This is a genomic window from Corynebacterium sp. LK31, assembly GCF_014335015.1.
Taxonomy (GTDB): Bacteria; Actinomycetota; Actinomycetes; order Mycobacteriales; family Mycobacteriaceae; genus Corynebacterium; species Corynebacterium jeikeium_D.
This window is the reverse complement of record NZ_PDGW01000024.1, coordinates 186,747-207,931: the sequence shown is the minus strand read 5'-3', so window position 1 is coordinate 207,931 and position 21,185 is coordinate 186,747. Positions and strand designations below refer to the sequence as shown.

18 protein-coding genes are annotated in these 21,185 nt (G+C 59.3%); 4 read left to right on the top strand and 14 right to left on the bottom strand.

Annotated elements, in window-relative coordinates:
- Window positions 1-30: 30 nt before the first annotated feature.
- The 4 genes from CRD18_RS09580 to eccCa form a co-directional block, all read right to left on the bottom strand.
- Entirely contained in the window at window positions 31-318 is a 288-nt protein-coding gene (locus CRD18_RS09580) for a WXG100 family type VII secretion target (RefSeq protein WP_016422090.1), read from the bottom strand.
- Window positions 319-391: 73 nt separating this feature from the next.
- Entirely contained in the window at window positions 392-718 is a 327-nt protein-coding gene (locus CRD18_RS09575) for a WXG100 family type VII secretion target (protein WP_005510029.1), read from the bottom strand.
- A 205-nt stretch (window positions 719-923) separates the two neighbouring features.
- Window positions 924-2,312 (bottom strand): type VII secretion-associated protein, encoded by a 1,389-nt coding sequence (locus CRD18_RS09570; protein WP_048731494.1) that lies wholly within the window; start codon window positions 2,310-2,312, stop codon window positions 924-926.
- On the bottom strand, window positions 2,312-6,085 hold the full coding sequence (gene eccCa, locus CRD18_RS09565; protein WP_187406686.1) for a type VII secretion protein EccCa: 3,774 nt from the start codon (window positions 6,083-6,085) through the stop codon (window positions 2,312-2,314). Before eccCa ends, CRD18_RS09570 begins: the two co-directional genes overlap by 1 nt.
- 247 nt (window positions 6,086-6,332) lie before the next feature.
- On the opposite strand from eccCa, the gene eccD reads away from it, so the two are divergent.
- Window positions 6,333-7,748, top strand: coding sequence for a type VII secretion integral membrane protein EccD (gene eccD / locus CRD18_RS09560; protein ID WP_224784273.1), 1,416 nt, complete (start codon window positions 6,333-6,335; stop codon window positions 7,746-7,748).
- A 14-nt stretch (window positions 7,749-7,762) separates the two neighbouring features.
- Window positions 7,763-9,001: a type VII secretion-associated serine protease mycosin gene (mycP, locus tag CRD18_RS09555; RefSeq protein ID WP_222867607.1), complete on the top strand. Its 1,239-nt coding sequence runs from the start codon at window positions 7,763-7,765 to the stop codon at window positions 8,999-9,001.
- On the opposite strand, the gene eccB is transcribed toward mycP, so the two are convergent.
- Window positions 8,960-10,402 carry a type VII secretion protein EccB gene (gene eccB / locus CRD18_RS09550; protein ID WP_187406685.1) on the bottom strand — a complete coding sequence of 481 codons (1,443 nt, stop codon included), beginning with the start codon at window positions 10,400-10,402 and terminating at the stop codon, window positions 8,960-8,962. The genes mycP and eccB overlap by 42 nt on opposite strands.
- Before the next feature lie 115 nt (window positions 10,403-10,517).
- Here eccB and CRD18_RS09545 point away from each other — a divergent pair, with 115 nt between their 5' ends.
- Window positions 10,518-11,672: a hypothetical protein gene (locus CRD18_RS09545; protein ID WP_187406684.1), complete on the top strand. Its 1,155-nt coding sequence runs from the start codon at window positions 10,518-10,520 to the stop codon at window positions 11,670-11,672.
- A 589-nt stretch (window positions 11,673-12,261) separates the two neighbouring features.
- On the opposite strand, the gene CRD18_RS09540 is transcribed toward CRD18_RS09545, so the two are convergent.
- The 9 genes from CRD18_RS09540 to map form a co-directional block, all read right to left on the bottom strand.
- Entirely contained in the window at window positions 12,262-14,403 is a 2,142-nt protein-coding gene (locus CRD18_RS09540) for a DUF6541 family protein (protein WP_187406683.1), read from the bottom strand.
- Between the two features lie 59 nt (window positions 14,404-14,462).
- The gene (locus CRD18_RS09535; protein ID WP_187406703.1) at window positions 14,463-15,353 is read right to left on the bottom strand and encodes a tRNA pseudouridine(38-40) synthase TruA; all 891 of its coding nucleotides are present in this window, start codon (window positions 15,351-15,353) and stop codon (window positions 14,463-14,465) included.
- 293 nt (window positions 15,354-15,646) lie between these two features.
- On the bottom strand, window positions 15,647-16,117 hold the full coding sequence (gene rplQ / locus CRD18_RS09530; RefSeq protein WP_016422080.1) for a 50S ribosomal protein L17: 471 nt from the start codon (window positions 16,115-16,117) through the stop codon (window positions 15,647-15,649).
- A gap of 37 nt (window positions 16,118-16,154) precedes the next feature.
- Window positions 16,155-17,180 (bottom strand): DNA-directed RNA polymerase subunit alpha, encoded by a 1,026-nt coding sequence (locus CRD18_RS09525; protein ID WP_016422079.1) that lies wholly within the window; start codon window positions 17,178-17,180, stop codon window positions 16,155-16,157.
- Between the two features lie 73 nt (window positions 17,181-17,253).
- Window positions 17,254-17,859 carry a 30S ribosomal protein S4 gene (rpsD, locus tag CRD18_RS09520; RefSeq protein ID WP_005509964.1) on the bottom strand — a complete coding sequence of 202 codons (606 nt, stop codon included), beginning with the start codon at window positions 17,857-17,859 and terminating at the stop codon, window positions 17,254-17,256.
- Window positions 17,860-17,883: 24 nt separating this feature from the next.
- Window positions 17,884-18,288, bottom strand: coding sequence for a 30S ribosomal protein S11 (gene rpsK, locus CRD18_RS09515; protein ID WP_016422078.1), 405 nt, complete (start codon window positions 18,286-18,288; stop codon window positions 17,884-17,886).
- Window positions 18,289-18,291: 3 nt separating this feature from the next.
- Window positions 18,292-18,660 carry a 30S ribosomal protein S13 gene (rpsM, locus tag CRD18_RS09510; RefSeq protein WP_005509836.1) on the bottom strand — a complete coding sequence of 123 codons (369 nt, stop codon included), beginning with the start codon at window positions 18,658-18,660 and terminating at the stop codon, window positions 18,292-18,294.
- Between the two features lie 296 nt (window positions 18,661-18,956).
- Complete coding sequence (infA, locus tag CRD18_RS09505; protein ID WP_016422077.1) at window positions 18,957-19,178, bottom strand: translation initiation factor IF-1; 222 nt, start codon at window positions 19,176-19,178, stop codon at window positions 18,957-18,959.
- A 285-nt stretch (window positions 19,179-19,463) separates the two neighbouring features.
- Window positions 19,464-20,264 carry a type I methionyl aminopeptidase gene (gene map, locus CRD18_RS09500; RefSeq protein WP_016422076.1) on the bottom strand — a complete coding sequence of 267 codons (801 nt, stop codon included), beginning with the start codon at window positions 20,262-20,264 and terminating at the stop codon, window positions 19,464-19,466.
- Window positions 20,265-20,490: 226 nt separating this feature from the next.
- Here map and CRD18_RS09495 point away from each other — a divergent pair, with 226 nt between their 5' ends.
- Window positions 20,491-21,072, top strand: a complete 582-nt coding sequence (locus CRD18_RS09495) for a hypothetical protein (RefSeq protein ID WP_187406682.1) — start codon at window positions 20,491-20,493, stop codon at window positions 21,070-21,072.
- Window positions 21,073-21,185 lie beyond the last annotated feature (113 nt).

Below are 21,185 nucleotides of genomic sequence, written 5' to 3'. Positions count from 1 at the left end.
CAATCAAAAGTGCCTCAAGCAGGAACCAAGCTATCCCCAGCTAGCTGCCGCGCGGCGGTTAATATCCGCCATTCGCTGGCTACCTGCGCTGACCGTATCCGCGATAGTCGTGAGAATCATATTGAGCTCCTCCGCTGCTGTGTCCCATTCACGCTGAGCCTCCTGGTAAGAATCCGAAGAGTCACCCTCCCACGTAGAGACCATCGGCGCGATGCGCTTCTTCAAATCTCCGAGCAGCCCGTTGATGGTGCCAGAAGTGGACCGAATGTCATCGGCAGCACCGTCGATGCCGCCAAAACTGTACCTAATTGGTTGCATTAAGAACCCTTTCCCCAAAAGGTGATGTGTGTTGTGTGATTCAGTGTTGTGGTTGTGCGATTCGATAAAACGTTTAGAGGTTCAGCAACGACGCACCCGCTGCTGCCACCTGCTTGAACGACGACGCCCCCTCGTCCTCGCCCGCATCGAAGCTGCTGGAATTTGCGCGGATGTTATCCGCGATATCCGTCAGCGCATTGGATAGACGCATAGCTGCGTCATCCCAACGAAGCATCAGATCATCGAAGCTGTCTTTAGCCTGGCCCTTCCATTCCCCCGCCAGACCGTCCACGACGCCTCGAATGCGACCCAGCTCGCCCTGTACTTCCGAGTTGACGCCATCGACGTCCCCCGCGGTAGTGGTCATTTGATCTGATTCGGCTGCAAATAGGTTTGCCACTGTTTCCCCCTTATTCGTGTTGAGTGACTGATTAACGACGGCATTTTTACCTCCCCGCGCGAGCCAGCCAGCTTCCCGCGTTAAAAACCCGTCATATTGTTTGGCGCGAAAAACCCCGATTCGGTTCCATTTTGGTTTTCCAACCTTTACCCCTGCCTACCCCCCCCGCCCATCCCCTGGTCACCTTCTCTACGCCCCTTGCGTATTACGGCACCGGCCGAGCGCTTACTACTGCCTGGTCGCATACGGGTCGTACCGGCGCAATAGTCCTTCCTCTGAACTGGCACCCCACACTGACTTGAGTTCCGTCCATCACTTTGTGATGCCAGAGCACTATCGAATTACCTGACGGCAGCCGCTCCTCGACGACTACGACATCGGTGCCCAGTACTTGTCTGCGTTCCGGCGCGGACTTTGTCTCATCCCCGGCAACGGAGCTGCTCAAAGCGGCGGCTAGATGTTCAAGCGCCATGTCCTGCGAAAGCGGGCTAGCGAGCACCAAGACGCGCATATCTCCGCCATCCACCGCAATCAGACGGTCTAACGGACTTGCCGAGTCAAGCTCCCACCCGCCGGGAAACCGAGCTTCCACGCCCGCATTGGTCAGTTTGACTACGGGAGCAGAATCGGGACCTGGTTTCGATGTGGATGGAGGCGTCGTTACAGGAGGCGTAGTTACAGGAGGAGCCTGTGCGTGCGATGTCTCACGCTGCTTCTGTCTCCCTTCGTTCTCCCTAACTATGCCGCCACTAATGAGCCATGCAGCAATCCCAACAATCAGAACCACCACCGTCAACAAACCAACGGCAGCTACTGACACAACTGTGCTTTGATTCGACGCTGAGCTGACTTCTGCCCTGGCTGCAGGACGCCGCCCCGCGAAATCCTCCGACGGCTCCACTTCACCGGCTTCAGCGTCGCCGATGTTTTTCAACCAGGCCGGATTTACGCACTCCCCGAGCCGCGATGCTGGGCAGTCGAAGACTAAAAATCCACGGTCGCGCAGACGATCGACTAGTAGAGCTCGCCGCGGGTTCGCTAGCCCGGGTGGAACTTCGCCGACGATGAACTCAATATCCTCCTGCCAGCGGGGCGGATACTCAGTGATACCGCGCCCACCACTAACTTCCACATCATCGGGTATCCCCTGGGGCGCATCCGGATACATGGTCAGCTGATAAGCCAGCGCAATGACTGTTTCCACCAATGGTGCGCTGTCGTTCGCTCCGACCAAATGTGTCATCCGACTGGCAATGTGGCCCCCGCTCAGACGAGTGACACAGACACGCGTTTCCTCTACTTCCACCAACACGCTATGAGACACAGTTGCCTCATCGAGTTCCACAACGGCGTCGGCAAGCGTCAGGATGTACGGATTGAGTTCGGTAGCCAATAGCGCGGAGGCCAGCCGGCACTGTCGCACAGCACCCCAATAGCTGGGCACAATGACTGTTTGCATGCTCTCGAGAAGCGGTCTAGGGCCATGCACCGCCAGTTCTGCGGTGTCTGCAGGTGCCGCGAGTCCCCACAGGTGCCAGGTGCCGTGGCGCAGCGTCGGGGTCTGGGTGGTGGAAGAAGATTCGACCCGAATCATCAACTGTCCTCCTGGTCACCAGCGGTATCCAACCAACCCAACTGCACAATCTGTGGACTCTGGCCGTGCGCCACCCAATAGCCACGGCCCGGCGGCTGCTCGCAGGGCTTTACGCCGAGGATGGGGCCGTCGTCGCGTGTGCCATCCATAACAAAGACGCTGGCGCCCTGATCCTTAACCGCACCCATGACCGGGTCGTGGAGGGAACGCAACGCCCCGCTGATTCGACGGGCGAAAAAGATATTGAGCCCAATGTCGGCGGCGTGAGCGATGACTTCTGCCAGCGGCTGCAAGGGGTTACCCCGTGAGCCAGCCACGAGGTCATAGTCATCCACGATGACATTGATGGTTGGACCACTCCACCAATTTCGGGCCTTCAACTGCGCTGGAGTGATATCCGGTTGCGGGAGACGAGCCTTCAGTACCTCTGCCAGCTCTGCCAGCATGGGCGTCGCCGCCGCAGCCGAGCCTGCATAGCCGGCCAGCCGCTCTTGGGGCACGGCCTCCATTAGCCCACGACGGTAGTCAATCACGACGAATTTCGAGTCCGACTGCGAGTACCGCAGCTGGTGAACGATGCCCCTCAGCGCGGCGGTTCTGCCACTGCCCGCCGAACCGAATATCAGTAGGTGGCGATCCTTTTCGGGGTGGAATATCACCGCGCCCAGACCGGCTTCTTCGAGACCCACTGCAATCGCACCTCTCGTCGCGGCCGCTGGTCGCGGCAAACGCGCAATATCAATCCGCCGCGGCAACAACTGGAGCTTGGGCGCCTGCTCACCGTGTGGCACCGTCTCTACAATCCGCTTGGTGTCCGCAGCACCGGTGAGAGCTACCAACATCGAAAAGCCGCCCGGCGCGACCCCACGTCCTGGGCTCTCCGGCACCAGCTCCGCCGCCTTACGATCAATCATTGAATCCATCGACTCCGCCTGCCGCAGCTCAATCCGAGTACCAATCAGGTCGCGAACGGCAGGTCTCATGTCCGTCCAGCGATAGGCCGTGAGCAGGACATGAATTCCCACCGCCAATCCATCTGCAACCAGCGCCTGCACATCGTCACTCAGCGCCGGAAACTCCGTTTTGAACGCACCCCAGCCGTCAATGACCAACACCGAATCCGGCTGTCCTGCCGCCCGTGCTGCTTCCGGAGAGAGCCATCCATTAGTGCGAAAGAGCTGTTCCCGACGACTTACCTCACGACGCAAAAAACCAATCGTACGGCGAATAAGCTCCTCGTCTCCGCGGTGTGCAACCGACGCGACATGCGGCAACTCGGCCAGGTCGCTCAAGCCGCCCGCGCCACAGTCAACGATATAAAAATGCAGGTCACGGGCGCTGATGCCGTCGGCAAGCGCGAGGATCGCTGTGCGTGCGGCAGTGGTCTTTCCTGACCGCGGCGCTCCGACGATTGCCATGTGCCCGCCGGTCGTGCGCAGGTCAATACGCAGTGGGTCCTGACGCTGAAACAGCGGCTTGTCCACCAGCCCAATCACACCGGTCAATCGCTGTCGCGGCAGCTGTTCGTCGGGCTGAAGCTCGATGGCCTCCGGCAATGGTGGCAGCCACACCCGATGCGCACGTGTCGATACGTGCGACACCGCTGCCACCACGGCACCGAGCACCGTCTGCTCCGATGTCTGCACAGGCGGATCGGCCATTCCACCATCGCTTGACGACGCACCGAAAGCCTCCCGCGTCCAATTTTCAGCGGTAAATTCAGCGACAGCTGCGGCCTGGCCCTGCAGCCCCTGCTCTGCCCCAGCCGTCGCACCGTCAATAGGCTGCGGACGGACCACCGGGCCGGAAACATACGCCGACCGAAACCGCACCGGCTCGGCGGCAGCAGATTTGATATATCCGATGCCCGGGATGGCCGGCAGATGATAGGCGTCCGGAACGCCCAGCACGCTGCGGGACTCCGCGACGGAAAAGGTCTTCAACCCAATGCGATAGGAAAGATGGCTTTCCAGTCCGCGTAAGCGGCCTTCCTCCAGACGCTGACTGGCCAGCAGCAAATGCATGTGCAAACTGCGCCCCAACCGACCAATCGCAACGAAAAGCTCGGCAAACTCCGGGCGTGCGGAGAGCAGCTCCGAAAACTCATCCACCACAATCAGCAACGCGGGCATAGGTGGCGCATCTATCTGTCCAGCGCGCCGGGCCTGTTCATAGTCACTGACACCGGCGAAATTCCCCGCAGCACGTAGCTGCTCTTGGCGCCGCGTCATCTCACCGCGCAGTGCGTCTTCCATGCGGTTGACCAGGATAAGCTCCTGCTCCAAGTTGGTAATCACCGCCGAGACATGAGGCAATTGATCCAGTCCCAGAAACGTCGCACCGCCTTTGAAGTCCACCAGCACAAAGTTCAACTGATCCGGACTGTGCGTGGCTGCGAGCCCTACCACGGTCGTTCGGAGGAATTCCGACTTACCCGATCCTGTGGCACCAACGCACAGACCGTGTGGCCCCATGCCGCCCTCGGCGCTCTCCTTAAAATCCAGATAGACCGGCGCGCCGCCGTCATCAGCCCCAACGGGAATACGCAGACGAGCACTGCCAGAGCGCGGTCGGTAGCGCAGAGTTGTCGGAGGCGGATACAACCCGAGCTCCTCCATAACCGGATCTTCCGAGGTCTTAACAGAATCATCTGCGCTTATTGGCACTTCAAAACGCGCCAAGCTCCGCCCAAGAACCTCCGCTTCTGCTGGACTCAGCTGATCAGGTACACCAATCTCCTCCCTTCCGGACGCGGTTTCCGCATGCACAGCAGTAGTGGAAACGACCAGCGCGATGCCATGGTTAACCGCGGCCTCCCACAACGTTGACTGCGCTTCCACGACGGTCAGCAGAACTACCGAGGTCTCCGACCCCGCCGCGTCAAAAATCGGTGTCAGTTCAGTGACATCGAGCTGTCCGCTCGAATCCGCCAGCACAATCAGCACTGCAGCTGGCAGTGTGTCGATAGCCGTGAGCAGCTCCGTCAGCTGCGCACACGTCGCTGCCCGCAACCGCGCTGAGCCACAGGCATCAGTAACTGCGGGGTGTCCGTGGTGTGGTGTCCATTTCAGCCATTCCCACCCATCTCCCACAACTGCAATCAGGCAATCCTCCGGATGATGCAACGCAGCGGCTTGGGCGACCATCGCTCGAGCCAGCCCCTGCGCCGCGGTATCTCCAGTGAGGGCGATGATCTCAAAGGCCGACACATCTATGGCAAAGGGCACTCCCTCAACCTGACGAGCCGATCGAATAACTTCCCGCAGTGCTACGGCGGAAACCGGATCCAGTTTCTCGGGCGCCGGAATTGCCGGCGGTGTCACAGGCGTTGCGGGCTGCTGCGTTGCCACCCCGATGCGCAGCTGCAAGAAATCCGGGTCCCCCTTTCGGCGTTCGCACGCCCGCCCCATCGCCCCCAGCTGCCACAGAGTTCCAGGCCGAGGGTGGATAAACTGCGCCGATTCACGCTGCATCCTCGCTGCTTTCGCCACCGCCCGGCGAATACTGGACAAATGCCTCTGATAGTCCTTTCGCGCCGGTGCCATGTCCTTATTTCCCGCCCCGCCCGACACCATCATGCCCACAGTGGAAAACACCATCATCAGCGGAAACATAAACGACATCGGGTTACGTCCCATCCCAGAGACAAACATCAACACCACCATGCCAACCACCGCCACGACCATGATCAACGGCATGAGTGCACGCATCAGCGGCACCGGCTGTGGCTCCGGCGCTTCCGGTGGCGCATCCGGCGCGATTGTGCCCGTCATAGGCTGTGGCCCCGCTTTTCGGGTAGCCGAAATCCCCGCCCGTGCACTAGTCACAAAAATCCCCCCGCTATGTGTCGCCCCTTGTGTTCACTCGACGGCCAATCCCCCGACCAATCGGTGTGCACATAGCTTAAAACACACTCCGGATTCTCGCAGCGCATGGCCGAAACTGATAGCGGGGGCACGCGCAGTTACTACCCCGAGTAGCGCTCTAACGAGTTGTACGCCACTCTAGAGGGACTAAAGCATGCAGAATTCATGGGGGAAATACATGCTGGGGGAACTCATTCGCGTGCGCATTGATGCCGCACACATGCCCGAAGACACCAACCGAGCACACGCAGACCTTGCGTTACCGACCAACGTCGCAATCGCCGCACTTGTACCGGATATCCTGCAAATTTTCGATATCGACATTGCGGACTTCCCGCTGGCACAGTGGCAGCTACGGACCGCCACTGGCACGATTTTGCTTGCCGACGACACCCTGAACGATGCCGGTATTGCACCAGGCGAACGCCTGGTTGTTATCAACGACCCAGGTCCCGTGCCCAAACCTCGACTCTTCGATGCCGCCGATGCTATTACCGACACCACCTATACCGACGGTATCGGGACGGCTGATTTGGTTGTTGGCTGTACCGCCGCCCTCGTGGCCACGGCTTCAATCGCAGCTGCCTCACTGAGCTTGAGCAGTACCGATTCCACACTGGCCGCGGCAATCAGCTTCATCGCGCTGCTGGCAGTAGCCGGTGGACTGCGCCTGGCGCTGTTGCGTAGCGCAAAACCGGCGATTGTCATGTCCCTGGAGCTGCAAGTGCTCATTCTGGGCACCGCTTCGGGACTCTGCTTCGTTGGCCTCGACCTACACCGCATACTCACCGACTGGCCGCCGACTGCTGCGATTAGTGTCGCGCTTGCCGTCATCGGTTTGATTTTTCTCATTTCCAACACCGGCGACGGCGACAACCGCATCACCGTTACCCTGGGCGCGGCGAGTCTCAGTGCTGCAGTTACCTTCGGTATTTACGCTGCGGCTGTCGCACTTTTCCACAACTCGGTTCAATCAGGAGCGCTCACCGCTGCTAGTGCAGTCATCCTGATACTGCTGGCACCTTCCATCGCTATCAAGGCTGCCGGTATTCGCGTACCCAAAGTCCCTGCCGCCGGCGAGAGCTTCGATGACAGCGAAACTCCCGAAATATCCCACAACGCACCTAAGCGAGCGGGGTGGATTCTCGATGGCATCCTCTGCAGTGGCACCGGAAGTCTCAGCATCTTCACCCTGGTGGTACTTTTCTCCGGAGCCTATGGGAACAGGTGGTGGCCTCTGGGCATGGCTGCTGCTGTCATAGTCTTTTGTGCAATTCACTCCCGTGGCCAAGCCCGGAAAGTAGCTTCCACCTGCACTGCTTTAGCTGGTCTTGCCGTCATTGTGGCCGTCGCTTTTCAACAGTGGTTCGAGGGTAATTGGCCAGTCTCCGCTGGCCTTGTCGCCCCAATGCTTGCAGCCACCGCCTTAGCCGCATTTCCCGCGTCACGCATCTCACCTACAACGCGCCGCATAGCTGAGCTAACCGAGGCCTGCAGTATCGCCGTTATTTTGCCCATTGCGGCCATCATTGCCGAATTCCCTGAGTTCGTAAGTGGGTTCTTCCAGTGAAAAACCCACTTTTCATGAATGCCATAAAAACTCGTCTCACCGCCACGGCCGCACTTTCCACAGTGCTTATCTCGACGTTGACGGCGGCCACCGCAGTAGCACCGTCGGGCATCGCACCAATAGCGGCTGCCCAGAACAGCCAGGACTGCGTGGCCACGATGCTGTCGTCGGAAAGCGCACTGCATGAACCGACGGTGATCGAAAAAGCGCTTCGGTTTCGCCAAGCATGGCAACTGACGACGGGTGCGGGGATTACGGTGGCGGTAATCGATACCGGGGTCTCACCCAATGAGCGCCTAGGCGAGGTTCTCGACGGTGGCGATTTTGTCGACGGCAACAGCGGGTTCGTAGACTGCGACGGTCACGGAACTCTAGTAGCTGGCATTATTGCAGGCCGGCCCGGTGCCGATGGTTTCGCCGGACTGGCGCCCGACGCGCACGTGTTGTCGATAAGACAAACAGCCGATGGCGAAGGCAATTTGGAGTCGCTGGCACAAGCTATCGACAGGGCCGTCGCGGAGGGCGCGCGGGTCATCAATATCTCGCTCACATCGTGTGCCCCGGCAGGCGTAATGCCCCAAGGTGCAACAGATGTTGCTGAGAGCGTCGCACGCGCGGAAGTCTCAGGCGCAGTAGTGGTCGCAGCGGCAGGCAATAAGGGCGATAGCTGTCAGGACGGATCCGTAGCGTGGCCCGCAGTTCTGCCGGAGGTAATCGCAGTATCAGCAGTACAGTTCGACGATGCCGGCCAAGCACAACCCGCGGAGTATGCAATCACGGGACAATGGGTCAATGTCTCCGCTCCCGGCGGCCCCGTACTCGGTCCCGATCCGCGCACCCCCACCGGTCTCATAGACCGCCACGTGCTCGGGTCCGGGGATAACACCCGAGATCAACAGATTGCCGGCACCAGCTTTGCCACGCCAACCGTGTCGGGCACAGCTGCCCTACTGCTGGCACGAAACCCAGAGCTTTCCCCAGCACAGGTTCGCGACATCATCCTTAATTCCGCGAGCCCAATTAGTTCCGGGCTCGGCCTTGGTCGCGGCATCATTGCACCTTATGACGCTCTGATTTGGACCACCGTAGACACCGCTGCGCAGCACGCAGCCAACCCCGCTGCCGCACCGGCTCCGCCGGATCTGCTTTCTTCGCAGGAGCGCAATGCACCGCTCCGGGCGACTGGTTTGCTCCTGATATGCGCGCTGGGCCTAGGTGCCTGGCTGCTCTCGCGTCCCAGACAGCGGCCCTAGCGCCGCCTGCTTACTCAGCTCAGGGCCTCCACGCAGCGCGGCCAGCACTTCCCAGTCCACTGGTCGCGTGCCACCGCTATCGGCATTGGTTGATGCATTAAACCCGAGGGCAGCCAACGTCGTGCGATCGTGCACAGCAAAGCGCATCCCCTCTGGCGAAATGACGTGTACAGCCCCATTTACGCTTACTGCGATCGAGCTGCGCTCACGGCTGCGACCATCCACGAAACCGTCGACGGCCACACCCGAACCGTCGGCATGCGGGTAATCCACGTGCCGCCCCTCCGGAGCATGCTGCGACCACTGCACGAGAGCTTGCGGCCGTCCTGCTATCCGGCCGGTACACAGCCAGCCATCAGCATCGGCAAACGTCAACGGCTTTTCAGGTAGTCCCGGGACTACTGGCGCATTCGCAACGGGAACTGCCGCCAGCTGCCCCTCACTGGCCTGCAGAACTGGACTATGCGCAGCTAATAGCTCTCCTAGCACCGGGGAGAGAATCGCGGCACCGTCGTCAAGCACGATAACGCGCCGCTGCCCGATCTCGACCACATTGCCGACTGTGTCGAATGGAGCGGCGAAGTGCGTGGGTGCGCCGCGGTTCGGGATTGCTGGCGCGGCCAGAATCGGAACCTCCGGAATCGTTCTGAGCAATGCAGGGGTGACAGGCCGGACTGCGGAGCGCTCCAACCCCAGCGCTCGAGAAACAGCGGCGTGCTCCGGGTGGTTGATATCCAACCGCGAGCGGTAGCCCTGCGTAATCAGCCAGAGGTTTTGGCCATCGGCAACAACGGCACTGTCCGAGTGGGTCCGGGTAAGCTGCTGCGGTTCCCCACGTACTTCCTCAAGACGCGCAAGTGACTCTGCAACAATCCACGGTTGCCCGAGGTCTTGCACCGTCCGCTCGCATAAAGACAGTGCCAACTCCGGCGCACCTGCACTGCCCCTCTTGGCAGCTCCCGAGGCACCAGAGCCTGCCGGCGCGGCCGGAACTGCTGGTGCGCCCTCAATCCCGACAGCAAAACTGATGTCCTCTTTGTCCAACTCGCTACTGCGCACCCGCTTCGGCTCAGCAGGATTGCCCAAAATTAACCGCGCCGATGCGAGATTCGCGACTGGATGCAATCGACCATTGACACGTACATGCAGGCCCTCCGACCCCGATACGACAATCAGCTGCTCATTGGAGCTCGAACCGCCCTGCGGCCGCACCAACGACAGCACCGCAGTGCCGGCGGCCAGTAAAACCACCAGCGCACAGCCGATAAACAGTGCTCGCGTACGCGTGCGCAGAGGATCGTGCAGCATTCGCGAATCCGCACGCACAAGCGCGTGCTCAATCCGACGAATCAAGAATCGATGACCGCTGACCTGGCTAGGCGTAGTCGGCGTACGTGGCATGAGTTTCCCCCCAAAACTATTCCCCCAAATAATCTCTACCCTGCAGAGTAAGCCAGGCCGCGCTACTGTGCGACCAGGGGAATTTTAGTGGGGAACATATTGGGGGGATTTTCACATGCCATTGTCATTGTGGCTACTCATTACAGCAATAACCATCACTGCAGGCGCGCATGTCCCTGTGCGCGGCCGCAGCCTTCGTGACCGCCTGCGACGCACCGAACCAGGACAACTCATCGGACTACGTCTCACACCAGGCCTGCGAAGCCAGCTAAGCGCTGCGGATATCGTCTCGCTTGCCGACGACAGCCCAGTGACCCTGGATGCGCTGTGCTTTTATCACATTGCGCCGGAAGTCCGCGGAGAGCATGCGCACCGCTACTTCCGAGCAGCCGAGCGCTCCGGCACAGCCCCTGAACCCTGGACACATCTGGTGGCAACTCTTCCGGTGGAAGCCTCCGCTGACCAAGCCCTACGCTTCCTCATCCACCGGCTGGGAACCCTTGGTATTCGCGCACGGCGATTGACGGCACCGGAATGTGCTCTGACTGAGAGCTCTGCGGAGATCGTGCAGCTGCGCCGCACTGGACGCTCTCATCATGTGGCGGCGTTGGGACGCAAACCGCACCTGTGGTTAAGCCGACAACGTGACATCGCTATCACTAATGGTCCGGCGCAGGTCATAGGAGCCGGGAGCAGTGGACAAACCATCACAATGTGTCCCGCGAACGTCCCCCGATTGGAGGTCGACTGCGGCAATCAGGACATTTGTGAGCTGCTCATCGGAATGCTCTCGCTCGGCTATCGAGTCGGGATTCGCACGTCCCGTCCACATTTCTATACTGTGGCCCTTGATCTGGGCGCAGTACTTCTCGCTCGAGCTGGAGACGACACCGTCGATGTGGTTGTTGTCGAAGAGTATGAGCCCGACCTGTGTACTGGAATCGCGAGAATCATCGAGGTCAGTCGTACAGGTTCGCCCACGGCAGCAGCAGCGGAAATGCCAGCTTCGTGCCCTCGACTGGCGATGGGCGAATTCACCTGGACGCTATCTACCGCCCGCACTACCGATGAATTGCAGCCACTAGCTATGCGGGCAACTAGCGGTTTAGTCCCGGAATCAACGCACCCAAATCTGGCAGACCGCCCGGCGCCTGGGAGCCGTCAGGCTCCCCCTGCTGCGCCGGGTCATTCGGAGCGCCATTTTCTTGGCCACCCGGCTGACCGCCTGCTGCAGGAGGCACATCCTCCTTCGGCATCTGTGCACCAGTGACATTGCCATTGTCGATAGTGGCAGCGCCCGCTGGTCCCGAGCACTCCAGAGTAGACGGGCCATAGGCCGCGCAGTTGTAACCGAATGCGCTCAACTGAGAATTCGCTGGCAGCGTCTTCATCTCACCCGCCGGCGGGAACGTAAGGACCTCGTAAGTAACTCCCCCCGGGTTCCAGGACACAGCATTGGCGGGAACCTCGTTCCCCGTGCCGTCATCGACCATCGGAGGATTGGCAAGATTCACCTGACAGGCCAAGTAGGCGTCACCGCTCAAATCGTTGAGGAAACAACGTGTCGTGCCATCCTCCAACTGAAAGAGTCGAGTATTTGGGCCGTCCGCCGGGGTGTAATCCGCATCATTGACCTGGGTGATTGCAGGAGTTTCCGTCGGCGTCTCTGATTCTGTCGGTGTCGTCGACTCCTCAGTCGGTTTCGGCGGAGTCGAGGATTTAGTCTTTGCGGAAGAACTGACGGAGCGATTCGAGACTTCCGGCTTAGCCGGCTCGTCGTCTCCACATCCGGCCAGCGCGAAAGTCATCATCACACCGGCTGCGATCGTTGCCATAAATTTATTCATCCGCATGGTGTCCTAACCTACCCGACCATCGCTCCATCCCCTAGTAGCCGAGGGAGGAATTACTTCCGGAGAACTAGCTCGCATCTCGTCGATGCGTTCTGGCGTAATCACATCATTGAAGGCGAAGATAGTTACTTCCCTATCTCGATAAACAGGGGTTACCCCTGGAGCTACCCAGAGCCCTTCACCAGGAAACTCTAAATCCTCCTTGGAATCCCAAATACCCGGGGGTGACAAATAGATGAATCCCACGTTCAGCTTTCGGGCTGAGCGATCGACATCGTTCACCCCATCCGGCCGATCGAGGTCTGGAAAACCGAGGTAATCAGCGTGCCAATACAGCATTGAGGTAGCAGTCCACTTATTCGCCACTGGCCAATCATAGTGCGGGAACACTACCGGCAGATCATTGCGAGCGTACATCCAGCTGGACCCCTCCGGCGGATTCGTAAGCGTGCGGTACTTATGTGCCTCCGGCTGCTCGGCCAACCAATCAAATGCCTTTAAGTCAGCCTTGGAAATGATTTGCCATTCCCTAGGGCTCTTGTAGGCGAAATCCGCAGCGCTAGCATTAGACGCCACTCCATAGACCACAAGTACAGCAGAGCTCACCGTCGCTAAGCTCAACCCCAGAACCCGCCCCGTCGATGGCACTTTTGACTCACTAATTCGAGCCGCCCACGCGCAGCCCCACGCAACGGCGATACCCGCAAGCGCGGAATACAGGTACGCGGTGACCATCACCAACCGGTGAGGCGTCGAATAGTGAAGATCCGTATACAGCGCGAGAATATCGCCCGGCACGCCACCAAAATGATTGAGCGCGTGGGTCGTCATCAACACCGAAACAAACCAGGCCGGTACTACCCACACCCGTCGGCGCGAAGTATCCGCGAAAACCAAAAACGCCATCCCGATGAAACCGAGGATGATGATTGGCCAGAACGGCCGGAATTCCTCAGTGTGGCGGGTCAGCATTGTGGCGCCTCGATACCACGCATCGAAACGATCGAGGTCGTCTACTTCAGCGCTAACCGCGCGCACATCCTCGGTCTGAGAAGTTCCCGTAAGCCACTGCGGCAGTAGTACTGCCACTGCTGGCACAAAGGCGGCTGCAATCACCGCGACGTCGTAAAGCTTGGCGCGAACCGCACCCAGTTCAGGATGCGCGGGACGCGGCAGGCGGTAGCACAACCACCAAATTGCACCGAGCATAACGACTGTAGGCACCGATGCCGGATGGAGCTCTCCGATACCGATTATCGAAAGCGCAGCGCTCAAGATGCGCTGAGGTGCGTGTGGGAGCGACGTAACAAAGGCAAAAACGGTAATCGCTAGCGCAATCGAGACCTGGTACGGCCAGGCCCCCACGAAGACCCCGACGGGCATCAATACCGGAAGCGCTGCGGAAACAAGCGCCGCAACCCCCGCAGCAACGGCGGTGGACAGCTTTCGGCGATCAATAATTCGCCAGGTCAGCGCCGCAGCCGCCGTGGGTATGGTCACGGCCGGAATGATAATGCCGAGGTAATTGACCGCCTCGGTGATTGGTAGACGGACAATCAATATCCAAAGCGCACCGAACGCATGCCATGCGGCGGGATAGTAGGACACCGCCTGAGTTTCCACATTCTGAATCTCGCCCATTCTAGTGGCCGAGGCCATGCCGTCTTCCGTAATCGAACGGAGCACACTTGCATGCCAGAGTGTGTCCCAGCCTTGCTGGATGGTCGCCATCCCCTCGGACATTGAAGCGATGCGGCCGATAGCGGTCCACGTGAGAACCGCCGCTGCGATGATGACTCCGATACTTGCGATTAGCCCATAGCCCAACTCGCGCCATCGACTTGCGGCGGGCGGCTGCGTCTCGGCCGACACTGAGCGATCGACACTACCGCGCCGCCGCCGAATCAAAGCGCTGCCGCCACTCCAGCAAAGCGCGAGAAGTAGTGTCACGGCCCAGCAGATAGACGCACTGACCAAGGTGAAGCGCACTTCGATAGCGCCGAGCGCCCACCCTGCGGTACCTGCGATACCAAACGTCACCGCAGGACCGAGGGCCAGCGCCCACGGAGTACGAACGCCGCTGGCTCTCACTACAACAGCGCCGGGGATTACGAGCAGCGCAACCAAGCTAACAATTGCCCACACCACTACCGAACACTCCTCCTACGGTCACTTTCTTCAGGGAATATTACCGAGAGCTTGTACATTTAAGCCTCGTCCCCATCTGTCCGGGCATCACGACGCTCGCGGGTCTGCTCCGCCCTGGCCGCCAAATCAGCATCGCCGGGGTAATCAACACCTACCAGGCTGAGCCCACGCGCCTCTGCCACCGGGACCAACGGGGAACGCTTCCCTTCACTCAACAACTGTTCAGTGAATCCAACCGCACGTCGCCCCTCACCGACACTAAGGCAGGCCCCAACCAGTGAGCGCACCATAGACCAGCAGAACGCGTCGGCAGTCACATGGGCCTCGTACAGCTCTGGTTCTTCCCGCGTAGATACGTCGAACCACTGGAACTGCTGTAAATCTCTAGTGGTCGTCGCATGCGGCTTGTGTCGGCAAAAAGCGGCAAAGTCATTGAGCCCCAGTAGGGCATCAGCCGCCACCTGCATGCGGTTGATGTCCACTGACCGCCGCCAGTGGGCCGTATCGCGAGCACGGGTAGGAAGCGGGCCACTGACGCAACTAGTGACACGGTAGACATAGTGCCGACGTAACGCGGAAAAACGGGCATCGAAACCCGGGGGCGCAAACGAGGTGCCCCTAAGCGTCACGTCCGCGGGCAATAGTCGCGCTACACGACGAACCAAATTACCCGGATCCCCTGCGATAGAACGTGTGTCTAAACAGGAGACAGGAACATCTGCGTGAGCCACCTGCCCGGAGGCATGGACACCAGCATCTGTACGACCGGCCACAGTCAGTTGCACTGGAGTGCGCAACACCTTCTCCAGAGTGGATTCCAACGTCGCCTGCACAGTCCGCACCGGTTCTCCCGTGGGCTTATCGCGCTGAGCAGCCCAACCGTGGAAATCTGTCCCGTCATAAGCAATGTCAAAACGCAACCGAACCAGGTCGGAGTCGGTGCTCCCCATAGCGGCACGATCGGGAGAATCGCACGGGGCATCCGGAGTCGTTGGAGTAAGTGATGTCACGGTTAACAGATTGTAGCCGGGACCCCGGATTAGAGAATCAGCAGTTTCCACCGCAGGGTCTCCGTATAGCTCTCAATGTTGGTGCGTAATCCGTCGGTGTAACCGGAGGCAGAACTGGGGACGGGCGCTATGCACCGTCGTTAAGCACAAAGAACCCCCGGGAGAGCGTTCAGATATGAACTGCTCAACGGGGGTTCAAAGCTGTGAAGGCCAGAAGCCGTCGGCGAGGGGAATTACTCCTCCTCTGCAGCCTCAGCCTCAGTAGCCTCAGCCTCTTCGGCCTTTGCCTCTTCAGCCTGCTTGGAAGCAGCGGCGCGAGTTGCGCGAGTTGCCTCAGCAGTTGCGGTCTCTTCCTCAACCAGAGCGATCAGAGAAATCGGGGCATTGTCGCCCTTGCGGTTACCCAGCTTGATGATGCGGGTGTAGCCGCCGTCGCGATCAGCGAACTGCGGACCGATCTCGTCGAACAGCTTCTTAACTGCGTAGTTGTCGTTAAGCAGCTTTGCAACGTTGCGGCGATCTGCGAGAGTGCCGCGCTTTGCCTTGGTGATCAGCTTCTCAACGTACGGACGCAGCAGCTTGGCCTTGGTGTCGGTGGTCTTAATTTTGCCGTGCTCGATGAGCTGCTTCGCGAGGTTGGCCAGAATCTTCTTCTGGTGCGAAGCGGAGCCGCCGAGACGGGAACCCTGCTTAGGGGTAGGCATAGGTATCTCCTCGTTTTAATGAAGTCGCGTCGGTGAACTACTCGTCGTAGCCAGCGCTTGCGCCATCAGTCCAGTCAGCGTCATCGCCCGAGGCAGCGTCCAAATCAGCGACAGCAGCCGGGTCGAAGTTGTTCGGGGAATCCTTCAGAGCGAGGCCAAGCTCAGCGAGCTTCTCCTTGACCTCATTGATGGACTTGTCACCGAAGTTGCGGATATCCAGCAGATCCGACTCGGTACGAGCAGCGAGCTCACCGACAGTGTGGATCTCCTCACGCTTGAGGCAGTTGTAGGAGCGCATAGAGAAGTCCAGATCCTCAATCGGAGTCTGGTACGCAGCGACATCCTCAGCCTCGCGCGGGCTCGGGCCAATCTCGATGCCCTCAGCAGCCTCGTTCAGCTCACGTGCCAGACCGAACAGCTCAACCAGAGTCTTGCCTGCCGACGCCATTGCGTCGCGGGCGGTGATCGAGTTCTTGGTCTCGACATCGATGATCAGCTTGTCGAAGTCGGTGCGCTGCTCAACACGAGTAGCCTCCACCTTGTAGCTGACCTTCAGAACTGGCGAGTAAATCTGGTCCATCGGAATGCGGCCGATTTCGCCACCGGAGTTCGGGGTCGCCGGCACGTAGCCACGACCACGCTCAACGATCATCTCAATATCCAAGCGACCGGAATCATTGAGAGTAGCAATGTGGTGATCCGGGTTATGAATCTCCACACCTGCTGGGCACTCAATGTCTGCAGCGGTCACCGCGCCTGCACCTTCGCGACGCAGGTAAACGGTAGCCGGCTCATCGAACTCGCTCGAGAGCACCAGACCCTTGATGTTCAGGATGATGTCGGAGACATCTTCCTTCACGCCCGGGATAGTGGTGAACTCGTGCAGCACACCGTCAATGCGGATGCTGGTGACTGCAGCGCCCGGAATGGACGACAGCAACGTACGACGAAGGGAGTTACCGAGGGTGTAACCGAAACCCGGCTCCAGCGGCTCGATAACGAACCGGGAGCGAGAGGAATCAATGTAGTCCTCAGTCAGCGTTGGGCGCTGGGAAATGAGCATTTTCGAAAATCCTCCAGGTGGCGACCGCTATATGACGCCATAGGGAATGAATGGATGCAAGCGAAGTTGGTTATTACTTCGAGTAGAACTCGACGATCAGCTGTTCCTGAAGCGGAATGTCGATCTGTGCGCGTTCCGGGGTCTGGTGCACGAGGATGCGCAGGGACTCAGGAACAACCTGAAGCCATGCCGGGACGACAGCGTCGACCAGGTTCTCCTGTGCCTCTTCGAACCAAATCATCTTCTGCGACTTCGGGCGCACGTCGATGATGTCGTACTGGCTTACCTGGAAGGACGGCACGTTAATCTTCTTACCGTTAACGGTGAAGTGGCCGTGGGAAACCAGCTGACGAGCCTGGCGACGGGTACGAGCCAGACCAGCGCGGTAGACAACGTTGTCGAGACGCGACTCCAGCAGGACGACGAGGTTATCGCCAGTCTTGCCCGGACGACGGTGAGCCTCGGCGTAGTAGCGACGGAACTGCTTCTCCATCACGCCGTAGGTGAAACGTGCCTTCTGCTTCTCCTGGAGCTGGAGCAGGTACTCCGACTCCTTGATACGAGCGCGGCCAGCCTGCCCCGGAGGGTAGGGACGACGCTCAAAGTTCATGTCGCCACCGACGAGGTCGACGCGGAGACGACGGGACTTACGGGTTGCGGGACCGGTATAACGGGCCATTTCTGTTCTCTCCTTACCCTATTCCTAGACGCGACGACGCTTCGGCGGACGGCAGCCGTTGTGCGGCTGAGGGGTCACATCCGAGATCGAGGACACCTCAAGGCCAGCGGCCTGGAGGGAACGGATGGCGGTTTCGCGGCCCGAACCCGGACCCTTAACGAAAACGTCAACCTTCTTCATACCGTGCTCCATGGCCTTACGAGCAGCGTTCTCGGCGGCCATCTGAGCAGCGAACGGAGTGGACTTACGAGAGCCCTTGAAACCGACGTGACCAGAGGAGGCCCACGAGATAACAGCGCCCTTCGGGTCCGTGATGGACACGATGGTGTTGTTGAAGGTGGACTTGATGTATGCGTGGCCCTGAGCCACGTTCTTCTTTACAACGCGACGGCCGGTACGACGGCCGCGTGCGGACTTCGGAGCTGCCATGTTTTACTTCTTCTTTCCGGCGATCGTCTTCTTCGGACCCTTACGCGTACGAGCGTTGGTCTTGGTGCGCTGACCACGGACTGGCAGGCCACGACGGTGGCGCAGACCCTGGTAGGAACCAATCTCAATCTTGCGGCGGATATCAGCCTGAACCTGGCGGCGGAGGTCACCCTCGACCTTCCAGGTAGCTTCAATCACGTCACGCAGCGCAGCAACCTGCTCATCGGTGAGAGCGTCGGTGCGCAGATCCGGAGAGATGCCGGTCTTCTCCAGCAGCTCATTGGCACGGGCGGGGCCGATGCCATAGATGTAGGTAAGAGCGACCTCCATACGCTTGTTGCGTGGCAGGTCAACTCCAGCAAGGCGTGCCATACGGCAATTTCCTTCCGGTTGATGCGGTGGTTTACTCCACTGCCATCCTTCCCAGACCCGGCTTACTCGGTCGGACGCCGAGTCGCGCAAGTGTTATAGAAAGGCTCCAGCCACCGTTGCCGGAGGTATTCTCGCTTACTTCTGTGGAAAAGCTTTCATAAAGAACCGCCGCGCCGAACTGCTGAGACACCAGGTCTCAACATCACGCGGCCGTCACCAGAAGCAGCTAGGACGGTGGAGTTTCTGTCTAGTTAGTAAATAAGCCCATAACCACTACCAACAGTGGTCAGGTCGATTTACTTGTAGCGGTAGACGATTCGCCCACGCTCGAGATCGTACGGAGAAAGCTCCACTACGACTCGGTCTTCCGGGAGAATACGGATGTAGTGCTGGCGCATCTTGCCACTGATATGGGCGAGCACCTTGTGCCCGTTGTCCAGCTCCACTCGGAACATCGCGTTCGGCAAGGGCTCGACGACGCGACCCTCAACCTCAATTGCGCCTTCCTTTTTAGCCATGTCCTCCACGTCTCTCTGGCGGATACCCGGGACAATCCCGGCACCAGTTGGGAAATCTCTACTCTGCCTGGTGTTTTAGCAGTTGCGCGCAGGGATAATCATCACTGCAGCGAAACTGCGCCCACACCATCGCCCAACTTTACACGCGACCTGCGTTTTTTACCAAATACGACCACTCTGGGGCCGCCTGCAAGCGACGGCAGGCGGATTCACCCCACGGGGACAGAGGCCATCGCGTCTCAAGTGGCAACATTCTAACCTTTCGCGTGGCTCCTCACGCACAGGTTATTCATATCGAGGAGTCAAAATACGGGGGCCGTCCGCCGTGGCGGCAACTGTGTGCTCCCAATGGGAGGCCGGCATTCTATCGGCGCTGACGACCGTCCAGCCGTCGTCAAGCTCATCACTACCCCACTCGCCGCCGAGAATGAGCATCGGTTCGATGGCCAACACGGAGCCTTCGACGATGCGGGGGCCCTTGCCTGCTTTGCCTTCGTTGGGGAGGAAGGGATCCATGTGCATCTCGCGCCCGATGCCGTGCCCGCCGTAGCCATCGACGATGCCGAGTTCAATATCGTGGCGCAGTTCAGCCTCACGGGTGGCCGTTTCAAGCGCATATGAAATATCGGTGAGGCGAGCACCCGGCACCATGGCCTTAATACCTTCGGCGAGGACCTCCGACGTCGCGATGTTTAGTTTTTCGACATCCTCACTCAGCTTTCCGACACCGAAAGTCAGTGCCGAATCGCCGTGCCAACCGTCCAAAATTGCGCCACAGTCAATCGAGACCAGGTCACCTTCGGATAGAACTGTGGCCGAGGACGGAATGCCATGGACGATAACTTCATTCACGGATGCACAGATAGATGCCGGGAAACCTTCATAACCAAGGAAAGATGGCGTTGCACCCGCATCGGTAATGACCTGATGCGCAATCTCATTGAGATCCGCCGTGGTCACCCCTGGCTTAGCGGCATCTCGGCAGGCTAGCAATGCACGACCGACGATCTCGCCGGCCGCTTGCATCGCATCCAACTCTCCCTCAGTGCGGGCGGGAACTACTTTGCGGCGGCGTCGAAAACTCATCACGTTGGTTGAGTCTACTCTGACTCAGAAGGGAACCACCGGCTAGCCGCATCCCACCGCCTACGAAGGCACCGCTACCCCAGCCAGCACTCTGCTTCATGTATTTCTGCATGACGTTGCATGGGAACTTTTATGGAAGTTCATTGGTGACAGTTGATCCGCAATCGACTTGCTTCAATTTTCGCGCAGTTTACTCCCAAAGATGAGCTGCCTTACGATAACTGGCATGCATTCACTGTTGAAGTCCACGCAGATTGCTGGCGTTGTTATTGCTGCCAGCTCGCTTTTCCTGATTGGCGCATGCTCAAGCAACCCCGAACCGGCGCCAGCGCCGACTGTCCCTTCCACTTCCCCTGCTGCGGAATCGCCGGAGACCCCTGGAAGCACCGCGGGTTTCATGGGCACCTCTGCACTGCCTGAGTCAATCCAGAATTTCACTCCTGATGCTGTTAAGGAAGCGGTTGGCAGCTGCGTCGAGTCGGATGACTCTAAACCCGTCATTTTTGGCAGCGAGAGCGTACATGGCTTCACCTGCGTAATGGCTGTTGGCGACGGCGGCACTGCGATGCTCAGTACGGCCGAGGACCCGGCCACTGTCAGCCGGATTAATGAAAAGGCTGAGTCCGTCGAGAACTACGTGCCATACGAGCTACCCGGCAAGCACGCATTTAGCGGCGTCAACAAGGGCTCCCCTTTCGTTATGGTCATCGACGAGGATAACCGCATCTACCAGGAGTTTGTTTTCGCGAATATTGATGCCGAGGCCGCACAGCCCCTTATCGACGAAATCATTCAGGACTTCCAGTAGCCCCAACCTGCAGTTCAATCCAGGGAACTCACTCAGCATCACCGCTCCGCTGCCGTAACGCTCTGATTTCGCTACGGTCGGAGCGCTTCTGCTGTACTCGCCCCCCAGAAGAG